Annotated in this window: 19 protein-coding genes; all 19 read right to left on the minus strand. The window is 32.8% G+C overall.

Annotation, left to right across the window (positions count from 1 at the left end; genetic code table 11):
- Nucleotides 1-51 precede the first annotated feature (51 nt).
- Nucleotides 52-1023, minus strand: coding sequence for a bifunctional riboflavin kinase/FAD synthetase (locus AC1Q7N_RS00850; RefSeq protein WP_001832563.1), 972 nt, complete (start codon nucleotides 1021-1023; stop codon nucleotides 52-54).
- A 15-nt stretch (nucleotides 1024-1038) separates the two neighbouring features.
- The gene (truB, locus tag AC1Q7N_RS00855; RefSeq protein WP_002456563.1) at nucleotides 1039-1956 is read right to left on the minus strand and encodes a tRNA pseudouridine(55) synthase TruB; all 918 of its coding nucleotides are present in this window, start codon (nucleotides 1954-1956) and stop codon (nucleotides 1039-1041) included.
- A gap of 137 nt (nucleotides 1957-2093) precedes the next feature.
- Nucleotides 2094-2444, minus strand: a complete 351-nt coding sequence (gene rbfA / locus AC1Q7N_RS00860; protein WP_001829509.1) for a 30S ribosome-binding factor RbfA — start codon at nucleotides 2442-2444, stop codon at nucleotides 2094-2096.
- Between the two features lie 302 nt (nucleotides 2445-2746).
- Entirely contained in the window at nucleotides 2747-4909 is a 2163-nt protein-coding gene (gene infB / locus AC1Q7N_RS00865; protein WP_002468903.1) for a translation initiation factor IF-2, read from the minus strand.
- 4 nt (nucleotides 4910-4913) lie between these two features.
- The gene (locus tag AC1Q7N_RS00870) at nucleotides 4914-5231 is read right to left on the minus strand and encodes a YlxQ family RNA-binding protein (RefSeq protein WP_002439520.1); all 318 of its coding nucleotides are present in this window, start codon (nucleotides 5229-5231) and stop codon (nucleotides 4914-4916) included.
- Nucleotides 5231-5515 (minus strand): RNase P modulator RnpM, encoded by a 285-nt coding sequence (rnpM, locus tag AC1Q7N_RS00875; RefSeq protein ID WP_001829465.1) that lies wholly within the window; start codon nucleotides 5513-5515, stop codon nucleotides 5231-5233. The genes AC1Q7N_RS00870 and rnpM overlap by 1 nt, the downstream gene beginning before the upstream one ends.
- A 17-nt stretch (nucleotides 5516-5532) precedes the next feature.
- Nucleotides 5533-6756 carry a transcription termination factor NusA gene (gene nusA, locus AC1Q7N_RS00880; protein ID WP_002456565.1) on the minus strand — a complete coding sequence of 408 codons (1224 nt, stop codon included), beginning with the start codon at nucleotides 6754-6756 and terminating at the stop codon, nucleotides 5533-5535.
- A gap of 20 nt (nucleotides 6757-6776) precedes the next feature.
- A complete protein-coding gene (gene rimP, locus AC1Q7N_RS00885) occupies nucleotides 6777-7244 on the minus strand; it encodes a ribosome maturation factor RimP (RefSeq protein ID WP_002439519.1) in 468 nt (155 codons plus the stop codon).
- 178 nt (nucleotides 7245-7422) lie between these two features.
- Nucleotides 7423-11733 (minus strand): PolC-type DNA polymerase III, encoded by a 4311-nt coding sequence (locus AC1Q7N_RS00890; RefSeq protein WP_002456566.1) that lies wholly within the window; start codon nucleotides 11731-11733, stop codon nucleotides 7423-7425.
- Nucleotides 11734-11982: 249 nt separating this feature from the next.
- Complete coding sequence (locus AC1Q7N_RS00895; RefSeq protein WP_001829513.1) at nucleotides 11983-13686, minus strand: proline--tRNA ligase; 1704 nt, start codon at nucleotides 13684-13686, stop codon at nucleotides 11983-11985.
- Between the two features lie 18 nt (nucleotides 13687-13704).
- Nucleotides 13705-14991: an RIP metalloprotease RseP gene (rseP, locus tag AC1Q7N_RS00900; protein ID WP_001829501.1), complete on the minus strand. Its 1287-nt coding sequence runs from the start codon at nucleotides 14989-14991 to the stop codon at nucleotides 13705-13707.
- Nucleotides 14992-15224: 233 nt separating this feature from the next.
- Nucleotides 15225-16007 (minus strand): phosphatidate cytidylyltransferase, encoded by a 783-nt coding sequence (locus AC1Q7N_RS00905; RefSeq protein WP_001829499.1) that lies wholly within the window; start codon nucleotides 16005-16007, stop codon nucleotides 15225-15227.
- A 3-nt stretch (nucleotides 16008-16010) separates the two neighbouring features.
- The gene (uppS, locus tag AC1Q7N_RS00910; RefSeq protein ID WP_001832561.1) at nucleotides 16011-16781 is read right to left on the minus strand and encodes an undecaprenyl pyrophosphate synthase; all 771 of its coding nucleotides are present in this window, start codon (nucleotides 16779-16781) and stop codon (nucleotides 16011-16013) included.
- 220 nt (nucleotides 16782-17001) lie between these two features.
- A complete protein-coding gene (frr, locus tag AC1Q7N_RS00915; protein ID WP_001829472.1) occupies nucleotides 17002-17556 on the minus strand; it encodes a ribosome recycling factor in 555 nt (184 codons plus the stop codon).
- A gap of 16 nt (nucleotides 17557-17572) precedes the next feature.
- Nucleotides 17573-18295 (minus strand): UMP kinase, encoded by a 723-nt coding sequence (pyrH, locus tag AC1Q7N_RS00920; RefSeq protein ID WP_002439511.1) that lies wholly within the window; start codon nucleotides 18293-18295, stop codon nucleotides 17573-17575.
- A gap of 140 nt (nucleotides 18296-18435) precedes the next feature.
- The gene (gene tsf, locus AC1Q7N_RS00925; protein WP_002439509.1) at nucleotides 18436-19314 is read right to left on the minus strand and encodes a translation elongation factor Ts; all 879 of its coding nucleotides are present in this window, start codon (nucleotides 19312-19314) and stop codon (nucleotides 18436-18438) included.
- A gap of 151 nt (nucleotides 19315-19465) precedes the next feature.
- Nucleotides 19466-20254 (minus strand): 30S ribosomal protein S2, encoded by a 789-nt coding sequence (gene rpsB, locus AC1Q7N_RS00930; RefSeq protein WP_001832557.1) that lies wholly within the window; start codon nucleotides 20252-20254, stop codon nucleotides 19466-19468.
- Between the two features lie 362 nt (nucleotides 20255-20616).
- Nucleotides 20617-21387, minus strand: coding sequence for a GTP-sensing pleiotropic transcriptional regulator CodY (codY, locus tag AC1Q7N_RS00935; RefSeq protein ID WP_002439506.1), 771 nt, complete (start codon nucleotides 21385-21387; stop codon nucleotides 20617-20619).
- Between the two features lie 23 nt (nucleotides 21388-21410).
- Nucleotides 21411-22814, minus strand: a complete 1404-nt coding sequence (gene hslU / locus AC1Q7N_RS00940) for an ATP-dependent protease ATPase subunit HslU (RefSeq protein ID WP_001829474.1) — start codon at nucleotides 22812-22814, stop codon at nucleotides 21411-21413.
- Between the last annotated feature and the right edge of the window lie 18 nt (nucleotides 22815-22832).

Genomic DNA, 22832 nt, shown 5'->3' on the forward strand with positions numbered 1-22832 from the left:
AAGAAAAAGGTATATCTAGAGAATAAGAATAATCTTGTATCTCTGTCAACTTTATATATTATATGATATATCATCATCGAAATCAATAGATAATAAATGTTTAGCCTGCGCTTTATCTTCATTCATTTGTTTAACTAATGGATCGATACCATCAAATTTAACTTCTGGTCTTAAAAAGTGATGCCAATACACAGTCACACGTTCACCGTAAATATTTTCATTAAAATCAAATATATTCACTTCAATAACTAACTCAGCCCTAGTTGGATCGTGGAATGTTGGTTTAACTCCAACGTTAGCTACACCACGATGTAATTTACTCTCTGGACCAATTTCCATACTCACTGCGTAAACACCTTTTTTTGGTAGTACATAATCATCACTGGGTTGCACATTAGCTGTTGGAAAACCAATTGTTCTTCCACGTTTTTCACCTTGTACTACAGTTCCTTTAATCCTATATATATACCCTAATTCGTCATTTGCTTTCTGTAAATGACCATCTGTAAGCGCTTGGCGTATTGCAGTTGTAGAAATTTTTTCAGAATCCATCTCTTGTTTTCCTACAATAGTCGTATTAAAAGCTTTTGATTCCTGAAGTACCGTCATATTTCCTTTTCCAAATTTACCAAAGGTGAAATCAAACCCTGCAATCACTTCTTTAACATGATTATTAATAATATAATTTTTTATGAAATCGTCAGATGTCACATTAGCAAATCTTGATGAAAAATTGATAACGATACAATAGTCTATACCGTGTTCTGCTATCATTTCTAACTTATCTGAAAGTGGTGTAAGATAGGTTGTACGTTTACGCTCAGGGTTTAATACGACTGAGGGGTGTGGATCAAACGTCATAACAGCCTTTTTAAGTTGATGCTCTTTTGCTTTTTCATCAAGCACTTGAAACACCTTGTCGTGACCTCTATGCATACCATCGAAGAAACCAAAAGCCATAGCAACATTTTCAGTTATGAATTGATTACTTTGTATGGGATGTGTAACTTCTATCACTTTCATAATATTATTTCTCCTTTAATTAAAAACTTTTTTAGGTTTTATTTCATAAGGTTTATCTGGATGAACTATATATATTGCTAAAACTTTTTGAGTGCTACTATCGACAAATATAAAAGGTTCTTTAACATTTTGACTTAACACTTTTTTATGAAATTTTTGACCGTTACAGATTTTCTTTTTAAAATTTGAATCTTTCACTTGGAATGATTTCAGACCTTTTAAGCCATATTCTATAGGAAACAATTCATTATGTAATGAATCATGCTCATGTAATTCTTTAATTTGATCAATCGTTAAACTACTTTCTAATTGAAAACCGCCAGAAGCAATTCTAGTTAGACGTGACATATGAGCTGGAAAACCAAGTTTAAGTCCAATATCTGTAGCTAAAGTTCTAATATAAGTTCCTTTACCACATGTTACTTCAACTTCAAAATGACATGTCTGCTCCTGGAAAGTAACTTCAGATATTCTATGTATATCTTTAATAAAAACTTGTCGTTTAGGGCGTTCGACAGTTTCATTATTTCTCGCATATTCATATAATTTTCTTCCATTTACTTTAACAGAAGAATACATAGGCGGAATTTGTTGAATATGCCCCTCAAATTGCTGCAACACTTGGTCAATCGTATCTTCATTAATATCATTCTTATCAACAGCCCTAGTTTCTAAAATATCTCCAGTTTGGTCTTCAGTAGTCGTACTCTTTCCTAGCGTTATCATAGCGTGATAAGTTTTTCCCATTTCCATGATATAATCACTGACTTTTGTCGCATCGCCTAAACAAATTGGTAACACACCATTAACTTCAGGATCTAATGTTCCTGTATGACCAATTTTTTTCATTTTTAAAATTTTACGTAATTTAAAAACGACGTCGTGACTTGTTAAACCTCGTTTCTTAAATACCGGTAGTATGCCATTATACATGTTGTCACACCTTTAACTTTTAATAACGTGTATTATTATAACACGATATTTTAATTCTTTAATTAGCGTTTTACATAAAAATAGTAGGCAATATCAAAAATATGCTTTATGAATGATTGTGCCTACTATAAAATATATTATTTATCATTTTTGTGTAACTCTTGAATCATGCGTTCTATCTTATTACCGTATTCGATAGATTCATCATATTCGAATGTTAACTCAGGTATAATTCTTAGGCGCATTCGAGAACCAAGTTCAGATTTTATAAACCCAGTTGCTTTATGCAAAGCTTTAAACGTATTATCAACTTCTTTATCATTCCCTAACACTGTTAAATATACCTTTGCTTGTGAAAGGTCATTGGTTAGTTCAACATCAGTAATTGTTAAAAAACCAACTCTAGGGTCTTTAACTTTATTATTAACAATGTCCATGATTTCCTGTTTCATTTGTTCTCCTACACGTTCTGCTCTTATATTATTCATCATCTCACCTCTCTTTATTTTTACTTTACTCACAAATAAATGTGAAATATCAGATTTAATGATTAACTATTGATGTTCATTTTATTAAATTATCAACAACGAATCAATAAAATAATACTAAATGAGAGACCATAACTAAAGTATTGATAGCATAACATTAAGCTTTTCCAAATCAAAAATTTATATCTTCAATTTGATTGTTGGTTAAGCAAAGTATGTCATACTCTACTTTAAGATATTAGGTTTATGAAATATCTTAAAGTACTTAACTTAGCATATAGCCTCTCAATAAGTTTCAAAAATTATCTTTGAATTTCTACCATTTCAAACGCTTCAATAATGTCTCCTTCTTTGAGATCATTATATTTTTCAATTGTAATACCACATTCATAGCCTTGAGCTACTTCTTTAGCATCATCTTTGAAACGTTTTAATGTGTCAAGTTCACCTTCAAATAACACGATACCATCTCTAATTACGCGTACACCAGCGTTACGAGTGATTTTACCTTCAGTCACATAACTACCAGCAATTGTACCAACTTTAGAAACTTTAAATGTTTGACGCACTTCAGCTTGTCCAATGACTTGCTCTTCAAATTCTGGGTCAAGTAAACCTTTCATAGCTGATTCTATCTCTTCAATAACATTATAGATAACTCTGTGTAATCGCATATCTACATTTTCAGCTTCAGCCGCACGTTTCGCACCTGCATCTGGGCGTACATTAAAACCAATAATAATACCATTTGATGCATTTGCTAATGTAACATCTGATTCATTGATAGCACCAACAGCTGTATGAATAATTCGTACATTCACACCTTCAACATCTATTTTCATTAGAGATGCGGCCAATGCTTCAACTGAACCTTGTACATCACCTTTAATGATGACATTTAAATCTTTCATTTCACCTTGTTTCATTTGCTCAAATAAATTGTCTAATGAAACATTTTTACTTTCTTGACGTTGCTGTATGACACTTGCCTCATGACGTGCTTCACCAATTCGACGTGCTTGTTTTTCATCACCAAATACAACAAAACGATCACCTGCAAGTGGAACATCGTTAATACCAGTAATTTCTACAGGTGTTGAAGGACCGGCAGATTTAATTCTTTTTCCTAAATCATTAACCATTGCACGTATACGTCCATAAGTATTACCTACAACAATTGCATCTCCAACGTTTAAAGTACCATTTTGAACAAGTAAAGATGCAGCTGGACCTCGTGATTTATCTAATTCAGCCTCAATCACAGTACCTACAGCTTGTTTATTAGGATTAGCTTTAAGTTCTTGTACCTCCGCTACTAAACCGATCATTTCTAATAAATCATCAATACCGTCTCCACTCAATGCAGATAGTGGTACAAAGATTGTGTCACCGCCCCAGTCTTCTGGAATTAATCCATACTCAGTGAGTTCTTGCATAACACGATCAGGGTTAGCAGTTGGTTTATCAATTTTGTTTACTGCAACAATCGTAGGTACTTCTGCTTCTTTAGCGTGATTTATAGCTTCAATTGTTTGAGGCATCACACCATCATCAGCGGCCACGACTAAAATTGTAATATCAGTAACTTGAGCACCACGTGCACGCATAGTCGTAAATGCAGCATGTCCAGGAGTATCTAAGAACGTAATTTTTTTACCTGAATTTTCAATTTGATAAGCACCAATATGTTGAGTGATTCCGCCAGCTTCTCCTTCTGTAACTTTAGTGTTACGAATAGAATCTAATAAAGTCGTTTTACCATGGTCTACGTGGCCCATGATTGTAACAACTGCTGGACGTTCAATTGCATCAGAATCATCAGTCTCATCATCAAAATAAATTGATAAATCTTCTTCATCAACGACTACTTCTTTCTCTATTTCAACGCCATAGTCATCTGCAATTAATTCTAATGTTTCTTCATCCAATGATTGATTGATATTAGCCATAATACCTAGTAAGAACAATTTTTTAATAATACCAGCTGATTCTACATTTAGCTTTTCAGCTAACTCACCGACAGTTATGCCTTCTTGATAAGTGATTTTAGAGGGCATTTCTTTTGTTTCTGCTACCTCATTTTGAGGTTTATTATTTTTATTATTCTTTTTATTTTTATTGTTTTTTTGATTCTTATTAGTTTTATTGTTTTTATTTTGCTGTTTTCCTTTGTTGTTTTGTTCTTTTTTCTTCGTTGGTTTACTATTATTCTTACTTTGTTGTTTTTCTTTATCGTTAGAATTTTGTTTATTATTAGATTTTTGGTGATTATTTTGAGTATTTTGTTTATTAGTGTCTTTCGCTTGAGAGGCTTTAAATTTTTTATCTAATGCTTTGATTTGTTCTTCTTCTAAAGCTTGCATATGATTTGACACTTCAACATTCATACTTTTTAACTCATCTATAATCTCTTTACTCTTTAGATTTAATTCTTTCGCATATTCGTAAATTCTTTTTTTACTCATATAATCACTCCTTACCATATTCATCTATCATTGATAACAATTTTTTTGCAAAACCATTATCTGTTATACCAATATTAACTCTATCGCTTTTACCTATTGCTAACCCTAATTCATTTCTAGTACCAAACACTTTTAATGGCACTTGGTAACTATTACATTTATTATTCATTTGTTTTAGAGTGTTACTAGATGCATCGCTAGCTAATATGACAAGTTTTATTTGATTCTTTTTAAGCTCATTTAAGATGACCGATTCGCCACTTTTGATTTTACCAGCTCTCATAGCTAAACCAAGCAAATTAAAAATTTTCATTTTAGTCATTATTTTGGGATCTCTTCTCTATAAATCAGTCTTATTATTTCTTTATAAACAGGATCAAGTGTATCTTTAGTAGCGTTAAAATATTTTTCTAAAACTTCTCTTTGTTGAGCCTTTTCAACTAAAGCTACATCTTTAGACACATATGCACCGCGCCCTTGTTTTTTTCCTGTCGCATCTGCAAAGATTTCGCCTTCTTTGTTAATAACCACTCGAATCATATCTTTTTTTGGACGCATTTCATTAGATATAATACATTTTCTCATTGGAATTTTTTTCTTTCTCATTAATTTATCACTCCAACCTATGATTCTGTGTCATTATCTTCTTCTGTTTTATCTTTTTTATCTTCATCATTTTCAGCAGCTAATTCTGTACTAGTTAAGTTTGTCTCTTCCAAGTTAACATTATCAAACTCAACATCTTCGTCACCGGAATTAACAATTTCATCTGCAACTTCTTCTGATTCAATAACAGGATAAATTCCAGCTTCTCGGGCATCAGATTCTGATTTAATATCTATCTTCCAACTTGTTAATTTAGCAGCTAAACGTGCGTTTTGCCCTCTTTTACCTATAGCTAAGGATAATTGGTAATCAGGAACTACAACTACAGTTGATTGATTCTCTTCATCAACAATTACTTCTAAAACTTGTGATGGACTTAAAGCATTACGAACAAATACTTTCGGATCTTCATCCCATTGGACGATATCGATTTTTTCGCCACCAAGTTCTTCAACAACCGCTTCTACTCGTGCTCCTTTAGAACCTACACATGCGCCAACAGCATCTATATCAGGATTATCAGAATACACGCTAATTTTAGAACGATCTCCAGCTTCACGCGCTACTGATTTAACAATAACAGTACCATCATAAATTTCTGGAACTTCTTGTTCGAATAAGCGTTTTAGTAATCCAGGATGACTTCTTGATACGTAAATTTGTGGACCTTTTGTAGTCTGTTCAACTTTATTTACGTACACCTTGATACGTTCATTAGGAATATATTTCTCATTAGGACTTCTTTCAGCTTCTGACAGCACAGCTTCAATTCTTCCTAAATTCACATATACATAGCGATGGTCTACACGGTCAATCACACCTGTTAGAATATCTTCTTCTTTATCGATAAATTCATCATATAAAATTTCTCTTTCTGCGTCTCTAAGTCGTTGCATCACAGCTTGCTTAGCTGCTTGAGCTCCTACACGTCCGAAGTCTTTCGGTGTTACATCTTGTTCATAAATATCTCCTACTTCATAGGCAGGATTTTTGACTAAAGCAGTACTTAAATCAACTTCATCTCTGTCATCAAACACTTCTTCTACGACTTCTTTACGTGCAATCACTCTAAATGAACCTTCGTCCATATTTAATTCTACTCTTACATTTCTGGCACTATCATAGTTTTTCTTGTACGCAGTAATTAAAGCTGCTTCAATTGCATCAATTAAAACTTCTCTAGGAATTTTCTTTTCCTTTTCTAAATATTCAGTAGCTAATAATAATTCATTACTTGACACGTTTTTTCCTCCTCATCACGTTAAATCATTACAGCGTGACGTGCTTTTGCTATTTTATTTCTTGGAATTTCAATTTCTTTTGTTTTTGCCTTTTCTTTAACTTCCATATTAATTGATTCATCATTTACAGATTTTAAAACACCTAACCATTCTTTATCTCCTTCAATTGGTGCATAAAGAGATACAAAAATGGGTTGATTGATAGCATTATAAAAATCTTTTTCTTTTTTTATTGGTCTTTCTGCCCCTGGCGATGCAACATCAAGATAATACATTTCAGGTATTGGATCATTTTCATCCATAACTTCACTAATTTTTTCTGAAGCTATAGTACAATCATTAAGATCTACGCCACCTTCTTTATCAATGGAAATCCTTAAAAAATGGTCTTTACCTTCTTTAACATACTCAATGTCTACTAATTCAAAGTTCAAATCATTTAAAACTGGTTGAATCAATGCTTCAACTTGCTCAGTAATTTTACTCATACAGGCCTCCTTTTTTGGCAAATAGAAAAGAGCGGGTTTATGCCCACTCTTCTGCCTGAGTTAATCATTTTTTACGCATATTTAGTATATCACAAGTCTAATAAGTAAACAAACTGATATAGGGTTACTAATAAAGATGATTGAACATATATGATATCAATTTAGTAATTAGAAATGCTTACATATCAAATATCGACAATTGTGCCTTGTCAGGTAAATCTGGCAATGAGCCTAATTCATCTAAATAGTCAATAACCTTTTGAGATAAGCCGGCTTTTTTATTTAAATCTTCTTTGGATAAAAATGGTCCCTCTTCTCTCGCTTCAACAATTCTTTGTGCAACGTTTTCTCCAAGTCCTGGCACTGAAATGAATGGAGGAATCAATGTATCCCCTTCAATGATGAAGTCAAAAGCTTGGCTTTTTTCTAAACTAATCGGTTGCAATCGAAAACCTCGATGCGCCATTTCATTCATTATTTCTAATACAGTTAATACATCTTTCTCTTTTTTCCCTAAATCCATATATCGTGAATACATATCTTTAACTGTATTACGAATACTCGTTTTATCTTTAATCATTGTTATAAGGTCAAAATCGGAAGCTCTTATGGTAAAGTATGCTGCATAATAATATAGTGGATGATGTACTTTAAAGTATGCAATTCTTACAGCCATCAGTACATAAGCAGCGGCATGAGCTTTAGGGAACATATATTTAATTTTACGACAAGAATCTAAATACCAATCTGGCACGTTATTTTCCTTCATCGCTTCAACCATTTCATCTGTTAAGCCACGACCTTTACGTACAAATTCCATCGTTTTAAAAGCCATTGACGGTTCAAGTCCAGCATACATCAGATATACCATGATATCATCACGACAGCCTATCACACTAGATAAGTCACATATCCCTTGACGAATTAACTCTTGTGCATTACCTAACCAAACGTCCGTACCATGAGATAAACCTGAAATTTGAACTAATTCTGAGAATGTCGTTGGCTTAGTATCTTCAAGCATTTGACGTACAAATCCAGTACCAAATTCTGGTACACCAAATGTACCTGTCTTACATAATATTTCGTCTTCTGTAACACCTAAACTCTCAGGACCACTAAATATTTGCATTGTTTCTTTATCATCTACTGGTATAGTTTTGGGGTCAATTCCTGATAAGTCTTGTAACATACGAATCATCGTTGGGTCATCATGTCCTAATATATCTAATTTTAAGACATTATCGTGTATTGAATGGAAGTCGAAATGGGTTGTCATCCACGCTGCACTTTGGTCGTCTGCTGGGAATTGAATCGGTGTAAAATCATAAATATCCATGTAATCCGGTACAACAATGATTCCTCCAGGATGTTGACCAGTTGTACGTTTGACCCCTGTACAACCTTTAACCAACCGATCAATTTCAGCACCACGTTTGTGAATACCTTGATCATTTAAGTAACCTTTTACGAAACCAAAAGCTGTTTTTTCAGCAACAGTACCTATTGTTCCAGCACGAAATACTTTATCTTCACCAAACAATACTTTTGTGTAATTATGAGCGTTAGGTTGATATTCACCACTAAAGTTCAAATCAATATCTGGAACTTTATCTCCTTTAAATCCAAGGAATGTCTCAAAAGGGATATCTTGTCCTTCTTTAATTAATTCATTACCACAAGTAGGACATTTTTTATCTGGTAAATCGAATCCAGATCCAACCGAACCATCATCAAAGAACTCACTTGTCTTACAATGTGAACAAATGTAGTGTGGTGGAAGCGGATTAACTTCTGTAATTTCAGTCATTGTTGCTACGAAACTAGAACCAACTGAACCACGCGATCCAACTAAATAACCATCATCTAGCGATTTCTTCACCAAACGTTGAGATATGAGGTAAATAACAGAAAAGCCATTACCAATAATACTATCTAATTCCTTTTCAAGGCGATCTATAACAATTTGTGGTAAATCTTCACCATATAGTTTTTTCGCATTAGAATAACTCAACTCACGAATTTCTTCATTAGCCCCATCCATTCTTGGCGTAAATAGTTTATCTTTTATAGGAACCACTTTTTCAATTTTATTAGCGAGCTCATTTGTATTTGTTACAACGATTTCATATGCTTTTTCTTCACCTAAGAAGTGAAAATCATCTAACATTTCATCAGTGGTTCTAAAGTGAGCTTCTGGTAATGTTGAACGATTTAATGGATTCCCTGGTTGGGATGCAATTAAAATTTTTCTGGCTATAGCATCATGTTCATATAGATAATGCGCGTTACCAGTAGCAATCACTGGGATATTAGCGCTTTTACCAGCATCTATTAATCGCTTGTAAATTTGTGTTAACGTTTCATTATCTCGTATTAATTCTCTATCCATTAAATCTTGATAAAGCGCAGGCGGTTGAACTTCTATAAAATCATAGAACTTTGCTATTTTTTCTACTTCCGACTGATCCTTCTGCATTACTGCTGTGAATAATTCACCCTCATCACAAGCTGTACCAATCAAGATCCCTTCTCGATATTCATTTAAAAGAGAACGTGGAATTCTTGGCGTACGGTAATAATACTTAACTAATGAAGCACTAACTATTTTAAATAAATTTTTAAGACCTTCTTGATTTTGAACAATGAGTGTAACGTGAGATGGACGAGCTCTTTTATATGCATCTTCATTAGTTAATTTTTTATTAATTTCTAGATGGTTGTTCACACCTAGTTCTTTCATTTGTTGAACCATTTTTATAAAAATATAAGCTGTTGCTTCTGTATCATAAATCGCTCTATGATGTTGCGTTAATTCGACACCATATTTTTTGGCAAGGAAATTCAAACCATGTTTCCCATATTCGGTATTAATTGTACGTGAAAGCTCAAGTGTATCAATTACACCGTTTGTAGAAGGTCCAAAGCCTAACCTTTCATATCCTGTGTCAATAAATCCCATATCAAATGAAGCATTATGAGCTACAAATATAGCATCTCCAACCCACTCTTTAAATTCAGTTAACACTTCTTCAATTTCGGGAGCATCAGTTAACATATCATCAGTGATATGTGTAAGATTGATAATGGTTTCAGATAATCTTTCGTGTGGATTACTAAAACGTTCAAACTTATCTATAATTTCACCGTTATGCACTTTTACTGCAGCTAATTCAATAATTTTATCATATTGATTAGAAAGACCTGTTGTCTCTACGTCAAACACCACATATGTTGCATCTTTTAAATTACGGTCTGTTGGTTTATAAGCTATAGGAACACCATCGTCTACTAGCATACCTTCCATACCATAAATCATCTTAATACCATGTTTTTCGGCAGCATTATGTGCATCAGGAAAAGCTTGTACTACGTTGTGATCTGTTACTGCTAAAGCTTGGTGCCCCCATTTAGCAGCTTGTTCAACATATGCACTAATATTAGGAATACCATCCATTTGACTCATAGACGTATGTAAATGAAACTCTACACGCTTATCTTCTGCTTTATCTTGTTTAGGTGTCTTTTTAATTTCTTCAATATCTGACATCATCATGACAAGATCCCTAACAAAAGTATCTTCTTCAATACGACCTTGAGCTCTAACCCATTTACCAACACTAAGTGCCTTAAAGTGGTCCAAGTCATCTTTATTTTTTCTTGTAAACATTTTTAATACAAGTGAATCTGTGTAATCAGTAACTTTAAGCTCAACTATATGACGTCCACTTTTAAGTTCTTTTAGGTTAATATCAAATATAACACCTTCAATAGCTACTTTGAATTCTTCTTCAATAATTGATTCAATTGGTTTTATATTTTCAATCTGAATTGGTTTTCCAATCTGACATTTTTCCACTGTACTTTCATTATTATCTTGTTGTTTCGCTTTTTCTGCTTTCATTTTTTCTAATTTTTCAGTTGCTTCTCTTGCACTTTGTTCATCTTCTTGTTGAATATGTGCTTCTAACGATGCAAGGTCATCATCGTGATTTGTTGAATCTGTTTCAAAAACGACTTTATCAATTTCAAAGCCACACTGTCTAAATGCTTTAACCAAACTACCATTACATGCCTTATCAAAATGATTTCTCTCAATGTCATTTGAAACTAAGACTTTTAAAACATTTCCACTCATAATGAGTTTTTTTTGTTTCAATTGACCTTTCACTTTTGGCGACAATCGTGTTTGATCAATACAATGTCCGAAATATTTTAAAGCAAACTCATCTTGATTGTTGGTATCTTTAATTGAAAAATCAATTGCTACTGTAGCTATTTCTTTAAATTCTTCTTCAATTGCATGTGTAAAAAGAAGATAATCTTCATGAGATAAAAAATGTGGGAGTGATATTTGGAAAGTCCATGTTCTGTTTTTATTTGAAACATCTATACGAGTGAGTTCACCTTGTTCAAGAATATCTTGTTCTAGTTGATTTGATATTTTTATTTGATCGGCAAGCACTTTAAACTTTTCTCGATTTGTCATTGCCAAAATAATAACCACCTTAATTAATACTAAATTTAAAACTATTAAACATCATTGGATATGTTACAACTGCTCATAAAGTCACTAAATAAATTCGTTTCATATTATACTACTGATTGCACGTATTTTCATGAAAAACAAATAGTAAATAATACAATAAAGAAGAGCAGGTTAGATTTAAAATTATGTTTCATCATCTTTCCTGCTCTTTATTAATATCAATTTGACTATCAAAAATTTTATTGCAACTTACTTAATATTCTTAAATAATTCTTGTAAGTAATACTCTAATTCATCAATTTGCACTTCTTCACTTAAACCGTTAATGCGTTGTTTTACCTCAACAATACCTTCTTCAGCTCTTTTACCAACAACAACTCGTACCGGTAACCCAATTAGGTCTGAATCATTAAATTTAACACCAGCACGTTCTTTTCGGTCATCATATAAAACATCGTATGAATCCATTAATTTTTGATAAAGTTGATCACCTAAAGTACGTTGATCATCCTTTTTAGGATTGATAGTAATTAGATGGATATCGAAAGGCGTTACTGATTTTGGCCAAATAATTCCATTCTCGTCATTGTTTTGTTCAACAATTGCACTTAATGTTCTTGATACTCCAATACCATAACAGCCCATAATGAGTGGTTGAGCTTTTCCCTGATTATCTAGAAAAGTTGCATTCATTGATTCAGAATATTTTGTCCCTAATTTGAAAACTTGTCCTACTTCAATGCCTTCAGCAAATTGTGCTACTCCCGAGCCATCACTTAACATCTCACCTTGTGTAATGAATCTAAAGTCACCGTATTCTGTTACATCAAAGTCTCTACCAATATTGACATTTATATAGTGATAATGATCTTCATTAGCTCCTACAACAAAGTTATTTAAATCTTGTAAGTAATTATCGGCATAAATTTTAATATCTTTATCAAAAATAGGACCAAGAGACCCCGGATTGGCATCTACAAGATTAACAATTTCATCTGGAGTAGCCATTTCAACATGTTCCGTGCCGAAATATGATTTTAATTTCACTTCATTTAATTCATGATGTCCACGAACTAGAAACATAATAAATTCGCCATCTATTTTAAAGATCATAGTTTTTACAATTTCATCTAATGGTCTCTTTAAATATTCTGCAACTTCTTGAGCTGTTTTAACATTGGGCGTCTCAACTTTAGTCAATTCCGCAAGTGCAGAATGCTTATGAGAAGGATGATAAACAACTTCAGCCTTTTCAATATTCGCTGCATAGTCACTCTCATTACTATAAACTATTGTATCTTCCCCAATTTCACTCAATGCCATAAACTCGTGTGTATGACTTCCCCCTATTGCACCTGAATCTGCCACAACCGGTCTTGCATTGATGCCTACACGTTTGAATATGCGACTATATGCTTGATACATATCTTGATAAGTTGCATCTAATGAAGCTTCATCTGAATGGAAGGAATATGCATCTTTCATAAGAAATTCGCGTCCTCTTAATAATCCAAAGCGTGGTCTTTTCTCATCTCTATATTTGGATTGAATTTGAAATAAAGTAAGGGGTAACTGTTTATATGATTTTAATTCATCTCTTACTAAAGAAGTGACTACTTCCTCATGAGTAGGTCCTAATGCAAATTCACGTCCGTTTCTGTCTTTTAAACGCATTAGTTCTGGACCATATGCACTCCAACGTCCTGACTCTTCCCATAATTCTGCTTGTTGTAAAGCTGGCATAAGAATTTCTACAGCATCTATACTTTCCATTTCTTCACGTATGATTTTAGATATATTATTTAGTACACGTGTAGCAAGTGGTAAGTAACTATATATACCACTTGTACTCTGTTTAATTAACCCTGCTTTTAATAATAAACGATGGCTTAATGCTTCCGCCTCTGCAGGGACTTCTCTCATCGTTGGTATAAATACTTTAGATTGTTTCATTCTCTTTTTCCTCCCTATTTATAAGAAATACCGTTGTATATCATTCCAAGTGACTAAAATCATAATAATAACCACAAAAAGTGCGCCTACAGCAATAATTCCTGTTTCCGCTTTTTTATTCACTGGTTTTCTAAAAATAGCCTCATATAGTACAAATAATATGCGACCACCATCAAGCGCTGGAATAGGTAGCAAATTCATTATTCCTAAGTTAACACTTAATAAAGCGGTGTATCCTACTAAATTAATAATTCCAGATTTAACAACAGAATCAACACTGTGATAAATACCAACAGGGCCATTTAACATATCAAATGAAAATTCTCCTGTAAATATACTAGCTAACATACCAACAACAGCTGTAAAAATAAGCTTACCTTTATCGAAAAAGTTATAAATACCGTAGCTTATTGGTTTAAAAACGCTGTGTTCTGTAGTAGGGGCAAAACCAATTTGATAAGTTGTTTGAGTTTTAGTTTTAGTTATCTTTCTCTCTACTTTTTTAGGTTGGAGATCTACAGACTTGTTTTGGCCATCCCTTTTAATTTTTACAGTTGTTTTCGCCGTTTTATTTTGGTCAAGAACATGTTTGATATCATCAAAATTTTTAATTTTATGATTACCTACCTGAACTATTTTATCACCTTTGTGCAATCCAGCTTCATCAGCTGGAGATTTCTTCACAACTTCTCCTATGACATTGGTTGGCGTACCTTGGTAGTATGCTAATCCAATAAATAGAACTAAAGCTAAAATAAAATTAAATAACGGACCTGCAAATAATGTTAAAAACTTTGGCAATGGTTTCTTATGTGTAAACTGTCTATCTCTTGGAGCAATTTGAACAAGGCTTCCATTTTCGACAAAAAATGCCTTTTTCGCTATAGTGAAGTGATGCCTTTCATCATCATAAGAAGTGATACCTTCAATATATAGGTCATCTTTAAAATCACATTTCTTAACTTCTATGGCTTCAATTTGTTGGAATTTATGTTGGTCATCTAGAATTATATGTGTGATTTCGTCTTGGTTATTTAACTTTATTTTTACGTTCATACCTGGTTGAACTGGTGGTTCTTCAAGACCATCACCAGCCATCCTGACATAACCACCCACCGGTAATAGACGAATTGTATATAATGTTTCATCTTTACGAAAACTAAAAATTTTAGGACCCATACCAATCGCAAATTCAGGACACATAATTCCTGCTCGCTTAGCAAAAAACATGTGTCCATATTCGTGAACAGTTACGAGTACACCAAATACGATGATAAATGAAATAATCGTAATTAAAATGCTCATGTTCTACACCTCTAATGAATTTATGTTTAATTAAAAAATCATCTAAGTAATTAAATCGATAGATAATATTAAATATTATAATATGTTAATACTTAATATCATATTATTTTGTGTTGTTGTATCTTTTCAGTTTATCAATAAGTGCTGAAAAGGAGTTAAGAGATATTCACCACTAATCAACATCTCAATAACTCCTTCATTATAACATCTATTTCATTTTACAATTCATAAATTTAAGTTTGTATCAGTAAAATATTTAATAGCGGTAATACAAACATGAAGCTATCAAATCTATCTAATATACCACCATGTCCTGGTAGTATACGTCCTGAATCTTTAACACCAAAATGACGTTTAAACCCAGATTCTACTAAATCACCTAATTGACCAAACATACTTAAAACAATTGTGACTAATAGTAAAAGCCAAATATTCATATGTAAATCTACAAACATTTGCATCACTAATGGTACTAAAATGCTACATAAAATACCACCAAAGAAACCTTCAATTGTTTTATTAGGGCTAATGACTGGCCATAACTTATGTTTACCCATAAGGCGACCAAAAATATAAGCACCCGTATCTGTTAGCCAAACTATTAAAAATGCAAATAAAATATATCTCAAGCCCTCAGAACGTGTCTCATAAAAATACATGAAGCCAATTCCTACGTATGCTACAGACATCAAACAAAATGCAGCATCCATAAAACTAAATCTGTTTTTAGATAGCACTGTATAACTTAAAACTATGAAACTCATAGCAATTAAACCTTTAAGTTGGATAACTTGAACCCATTCACCTGCATCTTGAGGTAACATGATAATAATTAGGGCTAAAGCACTAATCAGACCAGGTATAGATAAAAATTTGATCATATTCATATTAAGTAGTTCTTTTAAGGCTATCAAAGCTAATAAGAATGCGAAAAGCATTAATATTAAGCCACCTTTGAGCAAGATGGGCAAGAATATTAATAAGGCTATAATCGCGGTTAATGTTCTTACTTTCATTTTTTACTCCTCACTTAATCCTCCAAAACGTCTTTGGCGTGATTGATATATTTTCAAACACTCTCTTAACTCTTTTTCATCAAAATCTGGCCATAGCTTTTCATTAAAAATAAATTCACTATATGAAGCTTGCCATATTAAGAAATTGCTTATTCTTTGTTCTCCTGAAGTGCGTATTAATAAGTCTGGATCTGGATAACTATGAGTCATTAAATGACGCTTTATTAACGCCTCATCAATCACTTCAGATCCTTGTCCGTTTAATTGTAATTCGTTATATATTGCTTTCATACTCTGAATAATCTCAGCTCGTCCACCATAATTTATAGCAAACACAAGAGTTAACCCAGTATTGTGCTGAGTCTTAGCTTTAGCAAAATCAATAGCATCAATTGTAGATTGTGGTAAACCTTCATAAAACCCTATTGTTTCAATTTTAACATTCTTTTCAATTAATTCTGGTAGAAATGTTTTAAGGAAATTCACTGGAAGATTCATAATGTAATTAACTTCACTTTCAGGTCTAGACCAATTCTCTGTTGAAAATGCGTATAATGTTAAATACTTAATACCTATATCACTCGCTTCGCGAGTAATTTTTTTGATTGTTTGCATACCTTCATAATGGCCTTTAATTCTAGGCATTTTACGTTTTTTTGCCCAACGCCCATTTCCATCCATGATAATAGCCACATGTTCAGGTATATTATGTATGTCTAAGTCATTATTATGGTTTGTCTCAGTTTTATTTTTATTTTTCAGCTTTTTAAACATGGTCTTTCCTCCGAGCCTGATCGTCTCTGTTTATTATATTAGTTAATTAAACAATCATCTATCATTTTATCATACTCATTTATTCCATTGAATAAGCAAATAAAAAAACTGTACCAAAGTCTTAGTTGGTACAGTTTAGACTATGAAGATATTCAATGTCTAACAGATGTTTCATTTTAGATAATATACTAATATGAAAGTGTTTGCGATAATAAAATACCTATACTGACATAATATCTTTTTCTTTGTCGGCAACCAATTGATCTATTTCTTTAATCGAATTATCTGTAGCTTTTTGTACATCATCAGTTTGACTTCTTAAGTCGTCTTCAGTAATGTCACCATTTTTTTCGTCTTTTTTAAGCTGATCGTTAATATCACGACGAATATTTCTAATTGAGACTTTAGCATCTTCACCAATTTTTTTAACTTCTTTAACTAATTCTTTACGTCTTTCTTCAGTTAAAGCTGGTACAGAGATACGAATAACCTCACCATCACTCGTTGGATTAACCCCAAGATTAGCCGCGATAATTGCTTTTTCAATATCAGCAACTGATGACTTATCATATGGTGAAATAACTAATAGACGTGCTTCAGGCACATTGATACTTGCTAATTGTTGCACTGGTGTAGGTGCACCATAGTAGTCAACTGTAACACCATTAAGTAAATTAGAGTTTGCTCTACCAGCACTAATGTTAGCAAGTTCACGAGATAAGTTATCAATTGATTTTTGCATTCTAGACTTTGTATCTTTGATTATGTCACTCATTTTTTACACCTCAAAATTATTTTGTAATTAATGTTCCGATCTTTTCACCCATTACAGCACGCTTAATATTACCTTCTTCCATAATAGAGAAAACATTTAACGGAATATTATTATCCATGCAGAACGATGAAGCTGTTGAATCCATCACTTGTAAACCTTCTTGAAGCATTTGAATATGTGTCAAATGTTCATATTTAATTGCATTTGCATCAACTTTTGGATCAGCTGAATAAACACCATCTACATTATTTTTACCCATTAAAATTACATCTGCTTCTACTTCAGCCGCACGTAAAGCAGCAGTTGTGTCAGTTGAGAAGTAAGGATTACCAATTCCAGCGGCAAATATAACAACACGTTTTTTCTCCAAATGTCTAATTGCACGTCGACGAATATATGGTTCAGCAACTTGTTTCATTTCAATAGAAGTTAAAACACGTGTATCACAATCTAATTGTTCTAAACTGTCTTGTAATGCCAAAGCATTCATAACAGTAGCAAGCATCCCCATGTAATCGGCCGTACCACGATCCATACCTAGGTCGCTACCAGTTTTGCCTCTCCAAATATTTCCACCGCCGACAATGACAGCAATTTCACAATCCATTTTGGCAACTTCAGCAACTTGCTGTGCAACGCTTTTGATAATGATAGGATTTATGCCGAATCCTTTATCACCTGCTAAAGCTTCGCCACTCAATTTTAATACTACACGTTTATATTTAGAAGTTTGTGCCATTTTCTTATCCTCTCTATCGTAAAAATATGTAAATATATAAGTAAAGAAGACACGATTGTCTCCTTTCAGCTATCTTAACAATAGGCTAATAAAAAGGAAACGTGTGAGGTGTCTTCTTCCTTGTTAAACTTTATGACAGATTATTTCATTTGTCCTTTAACTTCTTCAGCAAAGTTTTCTTCACGTTTTTCCATACCTTCTCCAACTTCATAACGAACGAAATCAGTAAGTTTACCACCTTTAGCTTTTAAGAAAGCTTCAACAGTTTCGTCTGGATTTTTAACGAAGTTTTGATCTACAGCACAAATTTCTTGTAAATATTTACGTAAACGACCTTCAACCATTTTTTCAACGATTTTCTCTGGTTTACCTTCGTTTAATGCTTGTTGTTTTAATACTTCTCTTTCATGATTGATTTCTTCTTCGCTTACTTGTTCAGAAGAAACATACTTAGGGTTGATTGCCGCAATGTGCATTGCTACGTCTTTAGCAGCTTCTTCATCAGTAGTACCTTCCACTACAGTTAACACACCAATACGTCCACCCATGTGTAAATATGCACCAAATGCATCATTATCAGTTTTTGTTCTGATAGAGAAACGACGGATACTTAATTTTTCACCAATTGTTGAGATAGCTTCTTTCATTCTTTCATCAACAGTTTTACCGCTAGATAATTTAGATTCCATCAAAGCGTCTACTGTTTCTACCTTGCTATCTAAAATATGGTTAGCAATTTCTTTAACTAATTCTTGGAAACCTTCGTTACGTGCTACGAAGTCTGTTTCTGAATTAATCTCAACGATTGCAGCTTCATTATCTTTTACTTCAACGTGTACAAGTCCTTCTGCTGCGATACGGTCAGCTTTTTTAGCTGCTTTTGCAATACCTTTTTCACGTAAGTAGTCAATCGCTTTATCGATGTCACCATCAGTTTCAGTTAGCGCTTTTTTACAATCCATCATTCCTGCGCCAGTTTTTTCACGTAATTCTTTAACAAGTTTTGCTGAAATTGCCATTCATTATTCCTCCAATATAAATAGTAATTATTGATATACCTAAATTTTAGCATTATTTTAGGTTATATTTCCATTACAGTAATATGATTTAATTTTATTTTTAAAAAAAGGTGATAAGCATTAGTATCTTATCACCCATTTAAACTATCTCTTAGTTTGATTCAACAGAAGTGTTTTCTTCAGTTGTTTCTGCTTGTTCAGATTCTTCTTTGTCATCTAAATTGATGTTTTGTTCTGCAGCTACTTCTTCATTAGATACACCTTGTTGACCTTCTAAGATAGCGTCTGCCATTTTACCAGTTAATAATTTAACGGCACGAATAGCATCATCGTTTGCTGGGATAACGTAATCAATTTCATCAGGATCACAGTTAGTGTCAACAATACCTACGATAGGAATATTTAGTTTGCGAGCTTCAGCAATAGCGTTGCGCTCTTTACGAGGATCAACAACGAATAATGCTTGAGGCATTGATTTCATATCGCGAATACCGCCTAAGAACTTAATTAAACGGTCGTATTCTTTTTTAAGTTCAACAACTTCTTTTTTAGGTAATACTTCAAATAATCCGTCTTCTTCCATTTTTTCAATTTCAGAAATACGTTTAATTCGTTTTGAGATTGTTTTGTAGTTAGTTAAAATCCCACCTAACCATCTTTGGTTAACGTAGAATTGACCAGCACGCTCTGCCTCAGCTTTAACTGATTCTTGCGCTTGTTTTTTTGTACCTACGAATAAGACTTTTCCGCCTTCTTCAGAGATTTGTTTTACAAAGTTGTATGCTTCTTCAACTTTTTTCACTGTTTTTTGTAAATCAATGATATAAATACCATTTCTTTCAGTGAAGATATATTTTTTCATTTTTGGGTTCCAACGGCGTGTTTGGTGACCGAAGTGAACACCGGCTTCAAGTAATTGTTTCATAGAAATTACTGCCATTTTAAATTCCTCCTAGTGGTTATTTACCTCCATAATCAACTGATATAAAGACAAATATTTAATTTGCACCCTCTATATTTAAATTGATTATGTGTGTATTGGCTTTATAGCCGTCAATTAATATATCATATTTAATGCATAAAAGCAATAACATGAATTGTATTATTGAATTTCTGTTTTAAAAACAATAAAGATGGTGATTATTTAATAACATTCTTAATTCCTCTAACCATTGTATAGTGCGATAACTAACATATAAAGTAATAGGTTTCTGAAAAAGTTAAAAATCAGTCCATTCATTATTCGCATATTACTCTTAATTTACTAATATTTCAATAAAACATTTCAAGTGCAACTTTTACTTATTTTTTTTCAAGTTCATCAAGGAATTTATCTTTTTTTACTTTAATAAATGTCCCTTTCATTCCAAGAGAACGTGATTCTATGACACCAGCACTTTCAAGTTTACGTAAAGCATTCACAATGACTGATCGTGTAATGCCCACTCTGTCAGCTACTTTTGAAGCTATAAGTAAACCTTCTGTACCACCAAGTTCTTCAAATATATGTTCAATTGCTTCTTTTTCTGAATATGAAAGTGAGTTGATTGCCATTGTTATAGCAGCTTTATCTCTAGCTTCTTTTTCGACTTCATTATGTTTTTCTCGTAAAATTTCCATTCCAATTACAGTGGCTGCATATTCTCCTAATACTAAGTCATTTTCATTGAAGTCGTCTTGAACTCGACCTAAGACTAGCGTACCAAGTCTTTCGCCACCACCTAAAATTGGGAAAATAGTTGTTCTACTATTTAAAAATACCTCTCTATTCTCTGGCGGAAATACAGTTAATTCATTATCAATATCGATATTCGATTCTGTTTGTTTAACATTCATCAACTCTTCAGTATATTCACGCGGTATATGTCGATCTTCTAACATATCTTTAATGCGTTCACTTTTTAATAATTCATTCAAACAAGACCCTAAGATTTTACCTCTTCTCGACACAATAAATACATTAGTAACTGTAACATTACTAATTGTTTGAGCAACATCTTTAAAATCTACTGCAATACCTTTATGTTTTTGTAATAAAGTGTTTAATTCTCTTGTTTTAGATAATAAGCTCATAATTTTTCTCCTTCTATATATATTTATAAAATAAATGCACTTAAATCTTTATTTGTTGAGATTGATTTTAATTTGTCATCTACATATTGTGGAGTAATATCCACAACAGCATTCGGCATGCTTGGTGCTTCAAATGATAAATCTTCAAGCATTTTTTCTAGAATAGTGTGTAATCTACGAGCACCAATATTATCAGTATCTTGATTAACTTGATATGCAATTTCAGCTAATCGTTGAATGGCATCTTCTGAGAAATTTACTGTAACTTCTTCAGTTTGAAGCAATGCTTCATATTGTTTGACAAGCGATAATTTTGGTTCTGTCAGAATTCTCACGAAATCTTCTACTGAAAGACTTTCTAATTCAACTCTAATTGGAAATCGACCTTGTAATTCAGGAATTAAATCACTTGGTTTTGATACGTGGAATGCACCAGCACCTATAAATAGCATATGTTCAGTATTTACAGTACCATATTTTGTCTGAATCATGCTACCTTCAAGTATAGGAAGAATATCTCGTTGTACGCCTTGTCTTGACACATCTTGACCGCTATTTTGATTGTTAGTAGCAACCTTGTCTATTTCATCAATAAATATGATACCCATTTGTTCTGCAAGCTCTAAGGCTTGTTGATTCGCAGTTTCTTGGTCAATTAATTCATCTGCAAAATCATCAGCTAAGATTTTTCTAGCTGTTTCAACCGAAACTTCTCTTTCGACTTTTTTCTTGGGCATCAATTGATTCATCATATCTTGAATTTGTTGATTTTGATTAGTCCCTAACATACCCATTGATGCAGGATCTTGTTCTACTTTAATTCTTACTTTTTCATTTTCAAGTTTGCCCTGTTCAAGTTGTTTTTTTATTTCAGAACGTTTGGTTTTAATTTCTTCAGTTGGCGGTTCTTCCTCTTCATCTTGATTTTGACCGAAGTTTGGAATTGCTCCACCGAATAAATTTTCCAAAGGGTTGTTACCTTGTGCTGCCTTCTTTTTTAAACTCGGAACAAGTAATTTAACTAATTTGTCGTTTGCTTTCTTAGTTGCTTCATCTTTAACTAATGACTTTTTCTCGTCTTTTACTAAACGTACAGCAACATCAACTAAATCTCTAACCATGCTTTCAACGTCTCTTCCGACGTAACCGACTTCTGTAAATTTAGTTGCCTCAACTTTAATAAATGGTGCTCCAACAATTTTTGCCATGCGTCGAGCTATTTCAGTTTTACCAACTCCCGTTGGACCTATCATTAAAATATTTTTAGGCGCAATCTCTTGTTTCTCTTCTTCTTTTAAAAGACTTCTACGATAACGATTTCTTAGTGCAATAGCCACCTTACGTTTTGCGTCATTTTGTCCTACAATATACTCATTCAATTTAGATACGATGTCTTTTGGGGTTAATTTAATTCCATTTGTATCCATATTTAACATTCCTCCATA

Source organism: Staphylococcus sp. GW823-FHT05F06 (genome assembly GCF_058795495.1).